Annotated in this window: 13 protein-coding genes and 1 pseudogene; 3 read left to right on the forward strand and 11 right to left on the reverse strand. The window is 34.4% G+C overall.

Annotated features, from left to right (window positions below; all coding sequences use genetic code 11):
• Nucleotides 1–21: 21 nt before the first annotated feature.
• The 5 genes and pseudogenes from J2Z60_RS01720 to J2Z60_RS01740 form a co-directional block, all read right to left on the reverse strand.
• Nucleotides 22–2,640 (reverse strand): cation-translocating P-type ATPase, encoded by a 2,619-nt coding sequence (locus J2Z60_RS01720; protein WP_209685767.1) that lies wholly within the window; start codon nt 2,638–2,640, stop codon nt 22–24.
• Between the two features lie 267 nt (nt 2,641–2,907).
• On the reverse strand, nt 2,908–3,816 hold the full coding sequence (locus tag J2Z60_RS01725; protein WP_209685769.1) for a M48 family metallopeptidase: 909 nt from the start codon (nt 3,814–3,816) through the stop codon (nt 2,908–2,910).
• Between the two features lie 430 nt (nt 3,817–4,246).
• A pseudogene (locus J2Z60_RS11075) lies at nt 4,247–4,894 on the reverse strand (type I restriction endonuclease); the annotation flags it as partial.
• Nucleotides 4,895–5,277: 383 nt separating this feature from the next.
• On the reverse strand, nt 5,278–6,927 hold the full coding sequence (locus J2Z60_RS01735) for a glycoside hydrolase family 5 protein (RefSeq protein ID WP_209685773.1): 1,650 nt from the start codon (nt 6,925–6,927) through the stop codon (nt 5,278–5,280).
• Nucleotides 6,928–6,939: 12 nt separating this feature from the next.
• Nucleotides 6,940–8,193, reverse strand: coding sequence for a PTS sugar transporter subunit IIC (locus J2Z60_RS01740; protein ID WP_209685775.1), 1,254 nt, complete (start codon nt 8,191–8,193; stop codon nt 6,940–6,942).
• Between the two features lie 117 nt (nt 8,194–8,310).
• On the opposite strand from J2Z60_RS01740, the gene J2Z60_RS01745 reads away from it, so the two are divergent.
• Entirely contained in the window at nt 8,311–9,393 is a 1,083-nt protein-coding gene (locus J2Z60_RS01745; RefSeq protein WP_209685777.1) for an AraC family transcriptional regulator, read from the forward strand.
• A gap of 221 nt (nt 9,394–9,614) precedes the next feature.
• On the opposite strand, the gene J2Z60_RS01750 is transcribed toward J2Z60_RS01745, so the two are convergent.
• From J2Z60_RS01750 to J2Z60_RS01770, 5 genes are all read right to left on the reverse strand, one after another.
• The gene (locus tag J2Z60_RS01750; RefSeq protein ID WP_209685779.1) at nt 9,615–10,475 is read right to left on the reverse strand and encodes an SPFH domain-containing protein; all 861 of its coding nucleotides are present in this window, start codon (nt 10,473–10,475) and stop codon (nt 9,615–9,617) included.
• 60 nt (nt 10,476–10,535) lie between these two features.
• Nucleotides 10,536–10,976, reverse strand: a complete 441-nt coding sequence (locus J2Z60_RS01755; RefSeq protein WP_209685781.1) for an 8-oxo-dGTP diphosphatase — start codon at nt 10,974–10,976, stop codon at nt 10,536–10,538.
• Between the two features lie 129 nt (nt 10,977–11,105).
• The gene (locus J2Z60_RS01760) at nt 11,106–11,726 is read right to left on the reverse strand and encodes a tyrosine-type recombinase/integrase (RefSeq protein WP_209685783.1); all 621 of its coding nucleotides are present in this window, start codon (nt 11,724–11,726) and stop codon (nt 11,106–11,108) included.
• Between the two features lie 286 nt (nt 11,727–12,012).
• Nucleotides 12,013–12,720, reverse strand: a complete 708-nt coding sequence (locus J2Z60_RS01765; protein ID WP_209685785.1) for an MIP/aquaporin family protein — start codon at nt 12,718–12,720, stop codon at nt 12,013–12,015.
• Nucleotides 12,721–13,252: 532 nt separating this feature from the next.
• On the reverse strand, nt 13,253–14,296 hold the full coding sequence (locus tag J2Z60_RS01770; RefSeq protein ID WP_209685787.1) for a CdaR family transcriptional regulator: 1,044 nt from the start codon (nt 14,294–14,296) through the stop codon (nt 13,253–13,255).
• A gap of 129 nt (nt 14,297–14,425) precedes the next feature.
• Between J2Z60_RS01770 and J2Z60_RS01775 the strand changes: the two genes are divergently transcribed.
• A complete protein-coding gene (locus J2Z60_RS01775; protein WP_209685789.1) occupies nt 14,426–15,715 on the forward strand; it encodes a GntP family permease in 1,290 nt (429 codons plus the stop codon).
• Nucleotides 15,716–15,732: 17 nt separating this feature from the next.
• Nucleotides 15,733–16,863 (forward strand): glycerate kinase family protein, encoded by a 1,131-nt coding sequence (locus J2Z60_RS01780; RefSeq protein WP_209685791.1) that lies wholly within the window; start codon nt 15,733–15,735, stop codon nt 16,861–16,863.
• A 138-nt stretch (nt 16,864–17,001) separates the two neighbouring features.
• Here the strand turns inward: J2Z60_RS01780 and argF are convergent, their stop codons facing one another.
• Nucleotides 17,002–17,973, reverse strand: a complete 972-nt coding sequence (gene argF, locus J2Z60_RS01785) for an ornithine carbamoyltransferase (protein WP_209685851.1) — start codon at nt 17,971–17,973, stop codon at nt 17,002–17,004.
• Between the last annotated feature and the right edge of the window lie 62 nt (nt 17,974–18,035).

The following is an 18,035-nucleotide window of genomic DNA, read 5'->3' on the forward strand; positions in this document are numbered from 1 at the left end:
GGCTTTTTGATGTATTTATATTTAGTGTCTAATAATCTTAGAGATTTGAATTAAGATAGTTGGAACTAGTGCTAATCCGGCAATTATCAATAATTCTTGCATGCTTAATGTTTCTACAGCGAACAAGCTGTGCAATCCTGGAACAAGCAAGATAAGTGCTAACAAGATAGTACCTACTGCAAAGGCAGCTAGACTGTACCAGTTATTCTTAAAGCCAATCTTGAAGATACTATGTTGTGAACGGCAGTTGAAGCCATGCAATAACCTAGCGAAGGTTAAGGTTGAGAATGCCATGGTAGTAGCTGTAGCAGGACTATCTTTTAGACCCAGTAAGAAGGCGCTAATAACAGCAATAGCAATCAATAAGCCTTGAATAGCTATTTGACTAACAAATGATTTATTTAAGATACCTTCCTTAGGATCACGGGGCTTGCGTTTTAGAATATCTGGGTCACCAGGTTCCATCCCAATCGCTAAAGCTGGAAGTGAATCAGTTACTAGGTTAATGAATAATAGTTGAACAGCAACAAATGGTACTGGTAAGCCTACAAGTGAAGCAAACAACACCGTAATAATAGCTGAAAGGTTACCTGATAATAAATAACCAATTGCATTCTTGATATTCTCGTAAACTGTACGGCCATTGGCAACAGCTTTAATAATTGTTGCGAAGTTATCGTCGGCTAAGATCATGCTGGCAGCATCCTTAGATACTTCAGTACCAGTAATTCCCATGGCAACACCAACGTCAGCCTTCTTTAAGGCAGGGGCATCATTAACACCATCACCTGTCATTGATACGATTCTACCTTTTCTTTGCCATGCATTAACAATTCTGATCTTGTTTTCAGGTGATACACGAGCATATACCGAAACTTTTTCAATCTTTTGATCAAGTTCATCATCATTTAAAGTATCTAATTCAAGGCCAGTTAGCGCCATGTCACCGTCGGTAAAGATACCAATTTTTTTGGCGATTGCTACAGCAGTAACTTTGTGGTCACCAGTAATCATTACGGTCTTGATACCAGCTTCCTTAGCTCTAGTAACAGCAGCTACACTTTCTTGACGAGGTGGATCCATTTCAGACACCAAGCCAATAAATGTTAAGTCATTTTCTGAATTAATTGAAAGTTCTTCATTACTTTCTTTATAAGCAAATGCTAGAACACGTAGACCAGCTTCTGAGAAGCGGTTATTCTGCTCCAAGATCTTCTTGCGATCTTCATCAGTCATTGGTCGAATTGTATCATTATCAAGACGGATATTGATACAACGCTTAAGTAAGACGTCGATTGCGCCTTTAACGAAGATAGTCGGTACTGTGTGAATCAAGTGCTTGGTGCTCATTAACTTACGATCTGAGTCAAATGGTACCTCTTCTAACCTGCCCGCATGCTCACGCAGTTCCTGTTCTGACAAGCCTAAAACACCGTTCCCCAAGTCAATGCCTGGTACTTGGCGGTACATTTCAAGCAAGGCTGATTCAGTTGGATCACCTATTGCCTTACCATCTGATAAACTAGAATCATTATTTAAAACTACATCGTATAGCAAGTAGCGATGTAATTGGTTACTTAGGTTTAATTCTTGCGGCTTCAAGACCTTTTCGCCAATGTAAATATCTTCTACAGTCATCTTGTTCTGGGTTAAGGTACCAGTTTTATCTGAAGCGATTACAGATACTGAGCCTAATGATTCAACGGCGGCCAAGTTCTTAATAATGGCGTTCTCTTTAGCCATCTTTTGTGTTCCCATTGCCTGTACAATAGTTACAATAGAACTCAATGCTTCTGGAATTGCGGCTACAGCTAATGCTACTGCAAACAACAGTGAATCTAATATTTGCTGACCGCGCCACATTTGAATACCGAAGATTAGGGCACATAAGACCAAGATAGCAGTTGCTAATCTTGATGAGAACTGATCAAGTGATACTTGCAGTGGTGTACGGCGTTCTTTGGTTTCGTTCATTAGGGATGCTATCTTACCAATCTCTGTCTGCATCCCAGTAGCAGTGACTACAACTGTTGCACGACCATAAGTTACTAGCGAACTTGAGTAGACCATGTTCATCCGATCAGCTAGTGGTACTTCCTTGTCGAATTGAGTATCAAGCTTATCAACATTAGTAGATTCACCAGTTAATGAGCTTTCGTTTACTTGTAAAGAAGCATTTTCTAAAATGCGACCATCAGCTGTAACCATGTCACCCGCTTCTAATAAAAGAATATCGCCAGGTACTAAGTTCTTAGCTTCAATTTCAGATTTTTGACCATTACGAATAACCTTAGCAGTAGGTGCAGATAATGATTTTAAAGATTCAAGTGACTTCTCTGCTTTAACGTGTTGAACTGTACCTAAGATTGCATTCAAAATTAAAACCACAATGATTACCAGTGTGCTTTCTAAGCTACCAGTAAAAGCAGAAATAATAGCTGCAATTATCAAAATGATAACCATCAAGTCTTTAAATTGTTCTAAAAAGACTTGAAGGACACCTTTTTTCTTTCCTTCTACTAAAGCATTGGGACCAACTTTAGCTAGCTTTTCTTGAATTACTTGACTATCAAGCCCCTTTTCAAAGTTAGTACCTAACTCTTTAGCTATCTTACTTTTCGTCTGTCGATAAAATTCCATTTAAAGCCTCCTTATATGAATAATTAGGCAAAAAAATAGAGACTACTGGCTAAACATCGTTTAGTCAATAGTCTCATCATTTAAACTTATAGCGGAAATTAGATTTCGTTTTGACGCCATAAGTACAATTTATGCCGATTACTCCCTATTTATTTTATTATTTAACCATACAATCTGGGATTTGACAAGTTTTCTGCTTCATATACCTGTAATGTTCATCTTTATTCAACATAATTAATATGCGGCTTAATTTTCATAGACCACGTATCAAGACTTCGCACTGTCTTTTAATCTCTGAATTCGCTTGTCTAGCGGTGGATGGTCAGAAAATAATCTATCGTACCACTTGGAAATTGAACCAGAATTAAAATACAAGCTGTTGAGTAGTAGACTGGCTTCAGAAGTTTTTGAATTTGGCATTTTTTCTAACTTTTCAAGCTTTTCTAGACCAGAAATTAGTCCTGATGGCTCGCGGGTTAAGTCAGCTGAACCAGCGTCTGCTAAGTATTCTCTTTGACGAGAAATCAATAGAGAAAGTAATTTAGCAATTGGAATAGCAAAGACGCTAACAATTAAACCAAACATTAATATCATCAAGCCACAAAGCTTAAAGATAAATGCTACCCAGCCGCGCGCTTCTGAATTAAATATTGTCCAGCCAATGATTAATGTTCCTAGGCCTGTCCAGAGGATTAGATTAACCAGAATGCTAGATAAGACCGTAATCCGGATGTCGTAGTTCCTGATGTGCGACAGCTCGTGACCAATTACCCCTTGAACCTCACGCTTATCCATTATGTCCAATAGTCCTTGATACAGCACTAAGCTAGCATGATCAGGACTAAATCCAGTTGCAAAAGCATTCACATCTTTGGTTGGAGAAATATAAATCTTGGGCATTGGTATCCCTCCAGCTAGACACAATTCTTCAACCATTTCATAGATTTGGGGATTATTCTCTTTAGTTACTTCTTTAGCATCGGTGACTTTCAGCAACTGACTAGTCGTGCGAAAATACGTCCAAGTCACATAAATTATGCTAAAGACTAAAAAAGTAATTGCTAGCTTAGAAGAAAAATAGCCAATTAACAAACTTACAGCAATTAATAAAAGCAAGAAGATACTTAGAATAATCCAGGTATTGCGCTTGTTCTTTTCGATTTGCTTGTAAAGCATTTAGCATTCACTTCCTATCCTAATCAATAATCTCAATTGACTTAATATCTGGTTCAGAAATATCCAGTAAGCCAAAATTTAGTACTTCTACATCTAGCCAGTACAGCCCATCAGGCGAATCAGATGGAGTGTCATAGTCAATTACTTGACCAACAAATTTTTGATTGTCAATATCAACTATCCTAACCTTCTGACGAAGATATTTATCAAAATCTATGTAGACCTTCTTTTCTGGTTTATAGATTAATGGCTGAATATGTTGATTCCACCATTTTTCAAATCTAGGATTATTGTGGTTAACTTTATCAAATGGAGCCTTCCTGATTAACTTGTCATCAACATTGAATAACTTAAGCTGGCCTTTAACCTTAATTGGCTCAATTAAGTAGCTGCCGCCCTTTTCAAATGGTGCAATATGCCAGTAGTAGCAATCGTCCTCGTCAACCCAATGTGTTAAAAATTTTTCTTTAAGTTGCTGATTTGCTGCTATGTATTCAGTGTCTGTTCCATTAGAGATGACAAACATCTGAATATTTGAAAATATATCATTAAACATCCCCTCATCAATATATTTTTGAATTTGATTGAAGGCTTCTTTAGTACTATGATTTTTATTCTTTAATTCAATGTGAATTAACGGCAGACCGTTGATTAGCAAGGTTACATCATAGCGTCTATTTTGATTCATATTATCACGCTTATGTAGACTAATTTGGTGAACTACTTCATAAACAGAGCTACCACCAGCGATATCATTATTATCAATAACTAAAAGATCTGCAGTTCCTAAGCTTGTATCATCTCTTTGCAAAGCTATTCTAACTTGCCCATTAGCCCCAGCAAGCCATTCTGCACTTTTATAGAACGATGGCTTAACAATTTTGGATCTGATAATTCTTTTTTCATTCTCAGTTAATGGGTTATCTGCCAATAAATTTAAGTTATTATGTATTAAAATTTTGAAAAAATTATCCCATAGTTGTTCTTCATTTTTTAAATCTTCGCGCAAAGTCCATTGGGATTCCCCATGTATTAATTGATGAATTAGATTGTTTTCAATTGTTGCTTCAGATTCCATACTTAATTCCTCATTTTTAAATATCTCTATACACTTAATATTAACCGAATTAAGCCAATATAAAAAGTAGCATTCTCATTGAAAAATGCTACTATATTGTTACTTACATTCACTATAACGTAACAAGTGAATATTATTGTCTGTAATTAATTTTTTAGCTTTAGAACTCATCGCCATTTTCACCTCTTAAGTACGATGGGTAGTTAAGCTTGATGTATTTAGGATATATTGATCTAAATATCCCGGATGGCAGACCGTCATTGGTATTTCCTTATCTTCAGAATGCTGAATTAATTTGACCAGTTAGGGATCATAATTAACCTCTCTTGAATAACCTAAATCATCTGCACGTACTAAAATTCTTTTCATATTAGTGTCCTTTACTATTCGTAGTTACTAATTATTTTCTTTAGATCTAATACTCCATCTTGTACCTTTAGAGTAACTGTTAATACTTTTGTGGGGGATGCATGGAGTATTTCTTTTTGACCAGAACCATTAAGTGTTAAGGTTTTATAATCATAATCTGATAAGCTAATTATTAATTCAGCATCTTGGGCATTTTCGTAGACTATACTAATTACTGTTGACTTATCTATATCCCTAAAAGTATACGAAGCAGACTCATCTTTTGATAAGCGAAGTAGGGAATGCTCTAAATTGCCGTACTTTTCACTTTTATTTGAGTCACTTTCTTGATAGTCTGCTTCATATACTAAGTGCATATGGTCTTCTCTCCTAAAGCCATCACTACTTGCATAAGACCAATTACCAGAATGGTTATGTTGGGGATCATAACCAATTGCTAGAAGTTCAACGCCGGGGGATTGCATAATAGATTTTATTCTTTTGGGATTGAACTCACTATTTTCAAATTTTATATTTGCAAGTAATTCATTTAATATACTTTGACTCTCTTCATATGTAGGTTTGGGGGAACCTTTATAGAAGTAGTTAGTTAATAGCTTGAACTTCGGAGGATTGGTATATCTACATAACCATGCTGCACTATTTTCTGATTTATAAGTCCAAATACAAAAACCAATATGATATTCTAGAGCATATTCATAAGTCATACTCATCCAATGATAACCTGCCATAGAATCGTCATGTGTACTGCCTCCGGTTTCACCAATCCAGACAGGAACATTTAATTCTTTACTTTTGGATAGCATTGGACCGAATACTTGCATATCTGGCAATCTTTCATATAAATGAGTAGTTATTACCCAATTATGAAAATTAGGATCATAGTCATGATCGAAAACTTCCAGCCTAGTGGCAAATCTATGACCCTGCAAGAATAAAATGTGTCTTTGATCAATAGCTCTAATTCTTTTAACAGCCGTATCATAAAATTGCTTTAACTTAGGAATTAAGTAGTCCCACTTTGGCATACATAAGGGCTCATTCAATATTTCATATCCAGCAATACTTGGTTCATCTTTATATCTTGCAGCTATTTTTTCCCATAGTTGTAGGCATCTTTCTTCATAATCTGCTTGTAAAAACATATATGGTACATTGGCCAAGCCATCATCACAAGATACACCACTCTGTCCTCCCGGTGCACCATGCATATCAATGATGACATACAGAGTATTTTCTTTACACCAGGATATAATTTCATCTAATAGTTTAAAATTATCTTCAATATAATGATAGCCAGCCTCTTCTTTTAGAAATAATCTTGCTGATAGTGGTATACGAATTGAATTAAAGCCTAGCTTTTTGATTTTTTGAATATCAGTTTTGGTTATATAATTACGCAGCCATTGCTTTTGAAAATACTCTGCATAATCTGCACCAGCTAATTCTTCAATAGCCGCATCGAATGTTCTACCTCGATCCATAGGTTGAGCTCTAGTAAAGGTGCCTATATCAGTACCAAATTTTGAACTTCCAAGTAGATAACCTTCAAGGCTAAATAGATTTGCTAAGGCTATTCCACGTAGAATTACTTCTTGATCAGTTTCATCTACAATAATAGTGTTATTGACTTTTAACCAACCTTTAAAATTTTGTAATTTCATTATTTTAACCTATTATGCTTTCTTATCTACTTTATTTTCTTGTTTTAGATAAGTTATATCTGCAGACTTAATAAATGGTAAAAAGATAAGTACATCAATAATAAATACTACAACTTCAAGAATTGCAATTGTAAAGCTACCGTTCAGTACACCAGTAAATACCATCGGAACATTAAATACTGTTACACCTACATAATGGCTGACTAATCCAATACTTACAGCTGCATAGCCGACAATAAAGTTAACACATGGAGCAATAATCCAAGGAATAGCAAATAATGGATTTAATACAATTGGAATTCCAAATAATAATGGCTCAGCAATTCCAAAAAATGCTGGCAATACTGCTACTTTACCAACGGTCTTTAACCTACCTGATTTAGCAAATAATAAAATTGCCATAGCAATTGCGGGATAAAATGTTGCGATTGTCATTGAATAACTAAATGACATCCCGTTAATATTAGGTAAAACTCTGTGTGCGGCATACGCAGCTTGGTTAACTGAATCTAATTGAAACATTAAAGGTGCAGTCATTGATTGAAGATATCCAGGGTGAACACCCAGAACCCATGAAACTTGGACCAATAGAGTTATAAAGACGTTTGCAAATACATTGGTACCAACGATGTTAGATAGTGGTGCTTGCAATAAATGGTATATACAATCAAATATGTTACCAAATGGAGTTAAGTTGAATAATAATCTAACTATAAATACAGCTATAATGACGATAAAACCCGGAATCAGAGATGTAAATGAATTTGAAACATAATCTGGAGTTCCTTTTGGCATTTTAATGGTCCAATGTTTATCAATAATTAACTTATATAATTTGACGACTAAAATACTGACAAACATTCCCACAATCATACCGTTAGTACCTAGGTAGTTGTACGATAAGTAATTGCCTATCTTGGTGGTTGTTGTAATAGGTAACAATATTAGGTACGAGGCTAGAGCTAACACTGGAACTGCATTATTTTTTATATTTAGTTCATCAGCATAAGTTTTAGCAATACCATAGGTGAACCACAATCCTAACATATTTGTAGTAGCACTTACTATTGCATTTAGAGCAACTATTAAGCCACTGCTTTTTAAAAATGCTTGATATGTAGGAATAGACAGACCACTAAATAGCGATGCAAATGCCCCAATTATCAAGATTGGAAACATTGACATAATACCGGCAGAAATGGAATGAATATAAATATTTTTATTTATATTCTGGCCTATTATATTTACTTTCTCTGTAAATTTCATTTTTCTTACCCTCCATAATTATATATGTAATCGCTTTTTGATATTATAATAGTTGATATAAGCCTAGATAAAAATGTAATTTCTTTGGATATAATCGACTTATTTTTAGGTGATAAAATGAAAAATGAATTATGCAAAAAGTTAACTTATTCAACATTGCTTAAGGCAGCATATGCAGTAAGTGATAAAGAAAACAAATTAGTTCCTTTCAAGGAAATAATAAAATACCTTCAAAGACCTAACAGAGTTTTAAGTGATATTTCACTAACTAGTGATGAATTTATAGATTCCATTCTTAATACGGAAATAAATCCTAGTGTAGTTAGTGATTCACTAGTTAGTAAAGATCAAGAAGATAGTACTTTAATTCCCGAAGATAAAGATATTTTTGCCTTTCTTCATCTAAATCGTTTAAAGAATAATCTATACGATCATAATTGCATCGAAATATTATATGTGTATAGTGGATCAATTGAATTTATTTTTGGCAAGGAGCATACCCATTTAAAGAGTGGAAGTGTATGTTTCATATCGCCTAAATCAATGCATAACATAGTTGTTAATGATGACTCATTCGCTTTAAGCATTTTAATTAGAAATAAAACCCTATCTGACGTACTACCTTCTAAACTTAATTCATATAATCTAATAGCCGAGTTCATAAATCATATCCTCCTATCTGAAAAAGCGATAACCAACTATCTTCTTTTTCAAATTTCTGATAATGATGCACTGAAAAGCTCTATTAAGCAATTAGTGCAAGAAAGTTTTATACCAACTGATACGTACTCAGATTCATTAATGATCTCTTGGCTGAGAATATTTCTTTTTAATTTATTACGTGCAAAAGGAATATCTTCAGTTCATGATTCATTGCATAAGACAGCTAATTTAACCCCTATCATTAACTATATCGGTGAAAATTATAATTGGATAACTCTAGCCAACTTAGCCAAAACATTTAACTATAACGAAAGCTATTTAAGTTCCTTGATACATAAGGCTTTCGGCAAAAGTTTTTCTACAATGTTGAATAATATTAGGCTGTCACATGCAGTTGATTATTTACTTAGTACTGATTTAACTCTTTCAAATATTGCCGAAAAAATTGGTTACCAAAGTGTGGACTACTTTATTAGAAATTTTAAGAAGCATTATAAAATGACGCCTGGAGCTTATCGTAGCTTGCACAATAGTTAAAGTGGCTTAAAAAGTATCTGAAAAAAATGTAAAATCACAAAAATCGTTGATAATCTTGGTTTGATATATCAACGATTTTATTTTTGTTATTGTTCAAATTTATCCAAAACTGGACTTTTTAGACACTTCATCTCTATTTAAATTAACTATAACACAATAAGAAAGTGAACTAATAAATAATTCTACTAATGTAAGGCTATAAGGCCGCTACTTTAATTTCTTTATTTTTTATCTGCATTCCACATTTTTTTGACAGCTGGAATCTTACCTAAATCAGTCATGTCTTCCTTATCTAAAATAACAAGATTGTTCGGGCCTTCGGCGAGTTTATTAAAGCTATCTAAGCTTTGATTTCTGAAATAGCCATCCCCTGCCTTATTTAGACTCTCTTGAAGCTTGTTAATTCTATAAGCTTCGGCATCAGCTTGCGTTTTAACAGCTTCAGCATTGGCTTTTGCAGTAGCAACTAGAGCATCATTTTTAGCCTTAGTGGTTAATTCAATATGGCGTGCTTCACCTTCAGCCTTAGCAATTGCAGCGGTCTTTTCACGGTCAGCGGTTAACTGCTTATCCATTGCCTTTTGTATTTCAGGGCTTGGCAATAATTCATCGACATTAACGCGAATGACAGTAATACCGTAAATATCTGTTAAATCACCAATTGCCTTGAACAGTTCATTATTTATCTTACTAGTTGAACCCAGTGCTTCGTTTAATTCCATACGGCCAATAATATCTCTCATGTGACCACGAATTAACTGTACCATACTCTCAACTGAGTTAGTGTTGTTATAGAAGTAACGGTAAGCATCTGTTACTTGATAATTTAACGTTAAACTAGTTGTGATTTCGGCATTGTCTTTAGTAATAATGCTATATTTAGAAATCTTATAAGGCTGTAAGGCAAGACTCACTTTTCTAATATTTTGAAATACGGGAATAATAAATGTTAAACCTGCATTAACAGATTTAGAATACTTTCCTAAAGTTTCTACTAATCCTACATAATTTTGTGGAACCACTTTAAAGCTGAAACTAAGCAAGACAATGACTAAGATAATCATAATAACCATAAATATCATTATTTTTCCCTCCATAGATTAAACTAATTAGATTAAGTGTAGCACAATTTAAAAAATGTTCTAAAATAATTCATCCCGCTCACCATCTAAAAGATGCTCACTGATATTCTTATCAAAATATACCGGGAGATCATGATCAAAATTATACGCTAAAGGCGAATATAATAATTCTTCCTTTGTCAGCCACGTTAACTCACCCTCACTGCTTGCTTGCAGCTTACCTGTATATTCGGTTGCAATGTAGAAAAACACTAAATAGCGGTGTTGGTTATTATCATAAAATTGCTTAACACCTACTAATCTAGGATTTTTAATTGTGAGGCCGGTTTCTTCTTTAATTTCACGGACAACAGAATCATGAAAAGATTCATGTGCTTCAACGTGACCACCAGGAAACGTAATCCCTGGCCAGACTGGATCATTACGATTTAAAACTAAGATCTTATCTTTATTTTTAATCATACACATATTTGTTAATGTAACTGGTTCTGTTCTATTCATTGATATTCTTACTTTCTTTAATTGTATGTTGAGAGGACGATTCTAGTGCTGAGTTTGTTCAAAAAGATGATTAGCTGATAATTAGCTGCTGCAGAATTGCAATTTGAAATATGGATTTTTCCTTTTTAGTTAAATGCTGAAGTTCCTCAAAGCATTATTAATTTCTTCTTGTTCAATTCCAATATATCGCTTAGTAACTGCTGGGGAACTGTGGTTTAGGATTTTTTGTAGCATGGCAATATCATGAGTTTGCTTATAGAATTGATAGCCAAAAGTCCTTCTCATAGTATGCGTAGTTATATCATCCCTACCTAACATATGTCCTGCTTGTTGAAGGAAGCGATAAACTTGCGTAGTACTAACGTGATAACCATGCTTACTACTAGGAAATAGATAATCATTCGATTTAAGATGCATAAATTTAATGTAAGCATTCAACTCTTTAGCTAAGGCATCATTAATAAAGGCTCGACTTATTTTACCTGTTTTAGTTTCTCTAATGGCTAAATTTTCTTTACCTTTAATATCTTTAACTTTTAATTTAACAATATCGGATGCTCGAAGTCCTGTCGCACAGCCAAAGTTAAAGAGCATCAAATTTCGGTGTGATATTCTGCCTGTAGTCATCAAGTCACTACCTTGTAATTTTAGAACATCTCGTATATCTTTAATTTCTTTCTTAGTCCTTAATGGGCTTGATTGGTAAATCTTTTTCTTCTTATGTTGTTCATGCTCTCCAACGTGTACCATATAATTCCTTCTTCATAAAAAGTCTATTTTATCCAAAAAATAGTATATCACAACAGTTGATATTAAAGGATCTAAATGTATGAAAATGCCTATTTTCTTACATTTGAATGTATAATTATGAGATATTAATAATTAGCAAACAAGAAGCAAAGCTTTAATAACTTTAGACCTTTAAAGATGAACTCGGCCTTAGAATCGCCCTCTCAGCACATTGATTAAAATTAACCCACTATACAAAAATCGTACCTTGATTGAAAGTCAAAGTACGATTAGTAATTCAATATTTTTATTTAGTTAGCAGATACTGTAACCCACCAGCTAGTAATCCGCCTAGAATAGGTCCAAATAAAGGCACCCATGAGTATGACCAATTTGAACGTGACTTATTAGGAACTGGGCAAATTGTATAGGCAAATCTTGGTGCTAAATCGCGGGCTGGATTCAGTGCAAATCCGGTTGTTCCACCCAATGATTGGCCAACTACCATAATTAATAAACCAACTATAAATGGTTTTAATCCTTTGTCAAAGTCACCTAAGTTAAGTAAAGCAAAAATAAATATAAATGTAGCAATTAACTCACTCAGAAAATTAAATAATTTATTAGGTATTGCTGGTCCCGTTGCAAAAATTCCAACCGTGTTTCCCTCATCTGGCTTAGTAGCCTTAAAATGAGGATAATACTGAATAATGACTAGTAAGGCGCCAACGAATGCACCTAAGAATTGTCCTAGAATATAGGGCATAACTTGACTCCAAGGAAAATAACCAAATGTAGCAAAAGCTAGAGTAACTGCCGGATTTAAATGACCTTCCGCCTTGAAATTAGCTGCCACGTAAATTCCGAAGGTAACAGCCATACCCCATGCTAATGTTACATATAGCCAGCTTTGTTTTTTAGCTAGACTCTTATTTAAACTGATCGCCGCTCCTGTTCCTGTCCCCAAGGTAATTAATACCGCTGTACCTAAAAATTCACCAATAAAACCATCCATAATAAGCTCCTCGTTGATTATATTTTTATGTAAACGCTTTTACAGTAATTTTAACAAAAAATATTATTTGTAGCACTTCTAAGATCTTCCTTATATTAAATATCCTAAAACTTTCACTCTCAAAAAGTAAGTAAGGAGTATATAATCATTTATATTAAAAATATTTATTGAAAGGACAACTTATTATGAAGATAACTATTATTGGAACTGGTAACATGGGAAAAGCTATCGTTTAAAATTTAGAAATATCTAATACTGTCACTTATGTTGATTCTACAAGTTCGGTTGAAAAATTAGGTGATATTGTAATCCTAGCAGTTCCTTACGGAGCTATAAATTCAATAATTGATCAATTAGCGGGTTGAAGCACTTGGGCTTTTGCAGATGAAATTAGCTGCAAGTGGCAAAATTGATTGGAATGGCGGCTTTGGCATTATTAAATAAATATAGATAAAATTATTTAAGATTAAGCCTGGAAATTTTCGCGAAAATTTCAGGCTTTTTTGCTGTATAAATATCTTAAAAAATTAGTTTAGCTTTTATTCCGCATCTTTATTAATGCAATATAAAGTTGGAATAATTCTTCTGTTTTCCATGGATCAAGACCCGTAATTTTTTTAATTCTTTCCAAACGATAAGCTAAAGTATTCCTGTGGATGTATAGTTGGTCAGCAGCCTTACTGAGTATTTGGCTATTTCTAACATATAGAAGTAGGCTGTATAGATAATCTTCTCCCTGTTCGAAATGCCTGATATTTATTAATTTATCAATTATATTATCAACATCAAGATCACAGCCAGCAATATGATCAATAAAAGAAACCTCCTCGTATTTTTGACAATAAATATTTAACTTAGTTGACCAATTTACTGTTTCTCTTGCTTGTCTAAAAGCTTCAGCTACGTTACTCGTTTTTTGGCTAACACCGATGTAAATATTTCTTTTTTTAGCTAATGCTAAGTATTGATTAATAATATCAATATTTTCAGTAATAATAATTTGGGTATCATCTGCTCGATTTAATAAAAAATCTGAAAAACCCAATTTTACTTTATTTGCTAATTCGTTAGAAGCCTTGAAATCAATAACATATCTTTCTTTTGTTAAGTCAATGTGTAATTGTTGAGCTTCAAGTTCAAGATTGAGTTTAGTTGGTAAATCGTCAGTTCGTTGAATCCAGCGGAATAAAAATCTATTTAACTTTGATTTTGCAACGTCCTTTTTCTCTTGCTCGGCAGCTTGCTTAACTAATAATTCAGTTGCCACTTTGAGTAAAGATGCTAGCGGCACAACCTTATCGGGAGATCCAGTAATGCCTATAACACCAATAATTCTATGCTGGTACTCAATTGGCATATTGACCCCAGGATGACCTAATTCGCCGTGATAAATTTTCATTGGTAAAGTTTTACCCAATTTAATTACTTGTTTAGCACCTAAGTGCAGTTGCCCAATTCTACTTTTGTCTCCGCTTGCAATAATTATTCCATTCTCATTCATCATGTTAATATTATATGGAATTTGTTTCATCATATTATCTACAACATCTTGGGCTAGTTGGGTTTTTAATTTCATACAATTCTCTTTCTAACTACTTATGCATAAAAAATACTGTGCAATTGCATAATGATAAACAAATGCGTATCAATTAATATTATAAACTGTAAGCGCTTATGTAAAAAGTAAATGAAACGGAGAATCTTAATGGGAAGTCTAACAATATCGTGGATTGCAGCACTGTTTGGGCTGTTAGCTGCAATTTGTTTAATTATTAAAAAAGTAAATCCTGTATATTCTTTATTTATTGGAGCAATTGTAGGTTGTCTATTCGGTGGTGCGTCAATTGCACAAACAACACAGGTTATCATTAATGGAACTCAGAGTATTATGGGTACAGCAGTCAGAGTTTTGACAGCTGGCATTCTAGCGGGTGTAATGATGGAATCAGGGGCAGCAGATGTAATTGCTCATAAAATTGTTTCAAAACTTGGTGATAAAATGTCATTGCTTGCCTTGGCATTGTCAACAATGATTTTAACTGCTGTAGGTGTTTTTATCCCAGTAGCTGTTTTAATTGTGGCACCAATTGCACTTTCAGTTGGCAAGCGAATGCATATTAGTAAGTTAGCATTGCTTGTTGCTTTATCAGGTGGCGGCAAGGCAGGTAATATTGCTTCGCCTAATCCTAATACTATTGCAGCAGCAAATGGTTTTAAAGTTCCACTGAGCAATGTCATGCTTGCAGGATATATTCCCGCAATTTTTGGCTTAATTGTAGCAGTTTTAGTTGCTTCACTAATTAAGAAAAAAGGAAGCGCTGTTACAGCGTCAGATATTGAGCCTCCCAAAGAGATTACAGATATTTCCCTGCTTCAAGCGCTATGTGCACCTATTTTAGCAATTATTTTATTGATGATTGGACCAATTGGTCAGGCTCTTCATATTAATTTTTTGGCTAACATTTCAATAGATGCTTTTTATGTTTTGCCGATAGCTTCAATTATTGGAGCTATTGCTATGGGAAAATGGAAACAGATTCCTAAGTTTATGACTAATGGCTTGAGTCGTGTAACTGATACAGTTTTAATTTTAATCGGTGCTGGAGCTATTGCGGGATTGATTTCTACATCTGATTTATCAATACAAGTTGTACACTTGATTTCAGATATGAAAATTTCTGGGACTCTTCTTGCCCCACTATCAGGTATATTAATGGGTTTGGCTACCGGTTCAACATCAACGGCTGTTATTGTAACTACTGGTTCCTTTGGAAATGCAATCTTACAAACTGGCACTACTGCCTTAGCTGCAGCAGTAATGGTACAGGCTGGAGCAACTGTCATCGACCAAGTACCACAAGGAAATTATTTTCATATCACTGCACACAGTATGCATATGTCCTTCAAAGAAAGAGCACAAGCAATGCCTTTTGAAATATGTGTTGGTTTAACTACTACGCTTGTTGCGACAATTTTATATGGATATATTTTATAATACAAGGAGTATAGAATATGACTAAATTCGTTCTAGCACCAGATTCATTTAAAGAAAGCATGACTGCTAAAGAAGTATGCCAAGCAATGACTAATGGTATTCGTAAAGCTGATCCTACAGCTGAAATTGTAAGTGTACCTATGGCTGATGGTGGCGAAGGTACAACTGATTCTCTAGTTAATGCAACGGATGGACAATTACTTAATGCAACAGTTACTGGTCCTTTAGGCAATAAAATTCAGGCAGAATATGGAATTTTAGGTGACGGCAAGACTGCAGTCATTGAAATGGCTAAAGCTAGTGGACTAGAAATAGTTCCTAAAAATCAACGTAATCCCATGATTACAACTACATATGGCACAGGAGAATTAATTAAAGCAGCACTAAGCAAGGGAGTAAAAAGAATTATCGTTGGTCTTGGCGGCTCTAGCACCAATGATGGTGGTGCTGGTATGGCTCAAGCTTTGGGAGTTCATTTACTTGATAAACAAGGTCAAAAATTACCGTTTGGCGGAGAGGCTTTGGGTAATTTGGATAGAATAGATATCTCAGAAATTGCTCCTCAACTTGGTAATATTACTATTATCTTAGCAAGTGATGTTGTTAATCCCTTAACTGGTAAAAATGGTGCTTCTGTAGTTTTTGGTCCTCAAAAAGGCGCGACTCCAACTATGGTGCAAGAGTTAGATAGCAATCTCCATCACTATGCACAAGTAATTAAGGAACAATTACATAAAGATATTGACCAACTGCCAGGCTCAGGTGCTGCCGGAGGTTTAGGTGCTGGCTTTATGGCTTTTACTAATTATGAAATGCATAAAGGAATTGATATAGCAATTAAGGTAACAGATCTTGAAGCTAAGATAAAGTCAGCCGACTATGTATTTACTGGTGAAGGCGGAACAGACTTTCAGACTAAGTTTGGCAAGACACCTTTCGGCGTTGCTCAATTATGTAAGAAATACCATAAGCCTGTCATTTCCCTGGCAGGATATTTAGGTAAAGGAATCGATACTCTATATGATTCAGGTTTTACAGCATTCTTTAGTATTTTACCAGGCGCTAGTGATTTACCAACAGCATTAAAAAATGGTCCTCAAAATGTAGCCACCACAGTTGAAAATATTGTCCGCTTAATCGAAAGATAATTACGTAATTTAAATTATGTAAAATTAATTTATTGAAGTATAATAAATCTACCAACTATAGTAATATTTTTGGTAAATTGCAAAATAAAACACTAGTCTACTAGCAAGTAAATAAATGCTAGCAAACTAGTGCTTTTTTTAGTTGCCAATTGTTAAGTCCATAATCGCTTGTAAAATGTAAATTCTATTTTCAACACCATTAAACACAATTGATCTATCACTTTCAAAGACCTCATCCGTTACTTCCATTTCGCTAAGACCAAAGTTTCGATAGATTTTTTGGGCTACTTCAGTATCTAAATTATGAAATGCTGGTAAACAGTGCGTAAAGACTGTATTAGGATTACCTGTCTTATTGAGAAGATCCATTGTAACTTGATAGGGATGCAATAATTTAATTCTACTAGACCAAATATCTTCGGATTCACCCATTGATAACCAAACATCCGTTGTAACCACATCAGCTCCCTGAATGCCTTGCTCAATATTATCTGTTATAACAATATTGGCTCCTGATTGGGCAGCTAATTGATGTGCTTGATTTAAGATTTTAGTGTGAGGTGTTAACTCTTTTGGAGAAATCAAGGTATAATCCATTCCTACCTTAGCTGCTGCAAGCATTAACGAATTAGCAATATTGTCTTGTCCATTTCCAACAAAAGCAAATTTAATTTCCTTATAAGGCTTAGACAAAACTTCTTGGGCAGTCATGAAGTCAACTAAAGCCTGTGAAGGATGCTCATCATCTGTTAAAGCATTCCAGACAGGTATGCCAGAATATTGAGCAAGTTTTTGAACTGTATCTTGACCAAATCCACGAAACGCTATCCCATCAAACATCTTGCCTAATACTCGCGCTGCATCCTTAATTGACTCGCTTTGAAAATGTTTATCCTCAGGTGGAAAGTATACGGTATCAGCACCTTCATTATGAGCAGCTATCTCAATAGCAGATCTTGTACGAGTAGAGCCTTTTTCAAAAATTAGGGCAATATTTTTATGCTTTAAGTGATTTTGATAAATATTATTTTTCTTCTCCTGCTTCAATTTACAAGCTAACTTGATCACTTGAGCTATTTCATCTTTACTTAAATCGGTAATCGATAATATTTTTTAACATCTTGTCTTCTTCCTTAAATGCATTTTATTTTGATAAGAAAAGAGCCAATTGT

The organism is Lactobacillus colini (assembly GCF_017874575.1).
In the GTDB taxonomy this organism is placed as follows: domain Bacteria; phylum Bacillota; class Bacilli; order Lactobacillales; family Lactobacillaceae; genus Lactobacillus; species Lactobacillus colini.

What these genes read in the sequence shown, in the direction of transcription:
- J2Z60_RS01720 (WP_209685767.1), bottom strand. Translation starts at nt 2,640, where the DNA reads ATGGAATTTTATCGACAGACGAAAAGTAAGATAGCTAAAGAGTTAGGT.
- J2Z60_RS01725 (WP_209685769.1), bottom strand. Translation starts at nt 3,816, where the DNA reads ATGCTTTACAAGCAAATCGAAAAGAACAAGCGCAATACCTGGATTATT.
- J2Z60_RS01735 (WP_209685773.1), bottom strand. Translation starts at nt 6,927, where the DNA reads ATGAAATTACAAAATTTTAAAGGTTGGTTAAAAGTCAATAACACTATT.
- J2Z60_RS01740 (WP_209685775.1), bottom strand. Translation starts at nt 8,193, where the DNA reads ATGAAATTTACAGAGAAAGTAAATATAATAGGCCAGAATATAAATAAA.
- J2Z60_RS01745 (WP_209685777.1), top strand. Translation starts at nt 8,311, where the DNA reads ATGAAAAATGAATTATGCAAAAAGTTAACTTATTCAACATTGCTTAAG.
- J2Z60_RS01750 (WP_209685779.1), bottom strand. Translation starts at nt 10,475, where the DNA reads ATGATATTTATGGTTATTATGATTATCTTAGTCATTGTCTTGCTTAGT.
- J2Z60_RS01755 (WP_209685781.1), bottom strand. Translation starts at nt 10,976, where the DNA reads ATGAATAGAACAGAACCAGTTACATTAACAAATATGTGTATGATTAAA.
- J2Z60_RS01760 (WP_209685783.1), bottom strand. Translation starts at nt 11,726, where the DNA reads ATGGTACACGTTGGAGAGCATGAACAACATAAGAAGAAAAAGATTTAC.
- J2Z60_RS01765 (WP_209685785.1), bottom strand. Translation starts at nt 12,720, where the DNA reads ATGGATGGTTTTATTGGTGAATTTTTAGGTACAGCGGTATTAATTACC.
- J2Z60_RS01770 (WP_209685787.1), bottom strand. Translation starts at nt 14,296, where the DNA reads ATGAAATTAAAAACCCAACTAGCCCAAGATGTTGTAGATAATATGATG.
- J2Z60_RS01775 (WP_209685789.1), top strand. Translation starts at nt 14,426, where the DNA reads ATGGGAAGTCTAACAATATCGTGGATTGCAGCACTGTTTGGGCTGTTA.
- J2Z60_RS01780 (WP_209685791.1), top strand. Translation starts at nt 15,733, where the DNA reads ATGACTAAATTCGTTCTAGCACCAGATTCATTTAAAGAAAGCATGACT.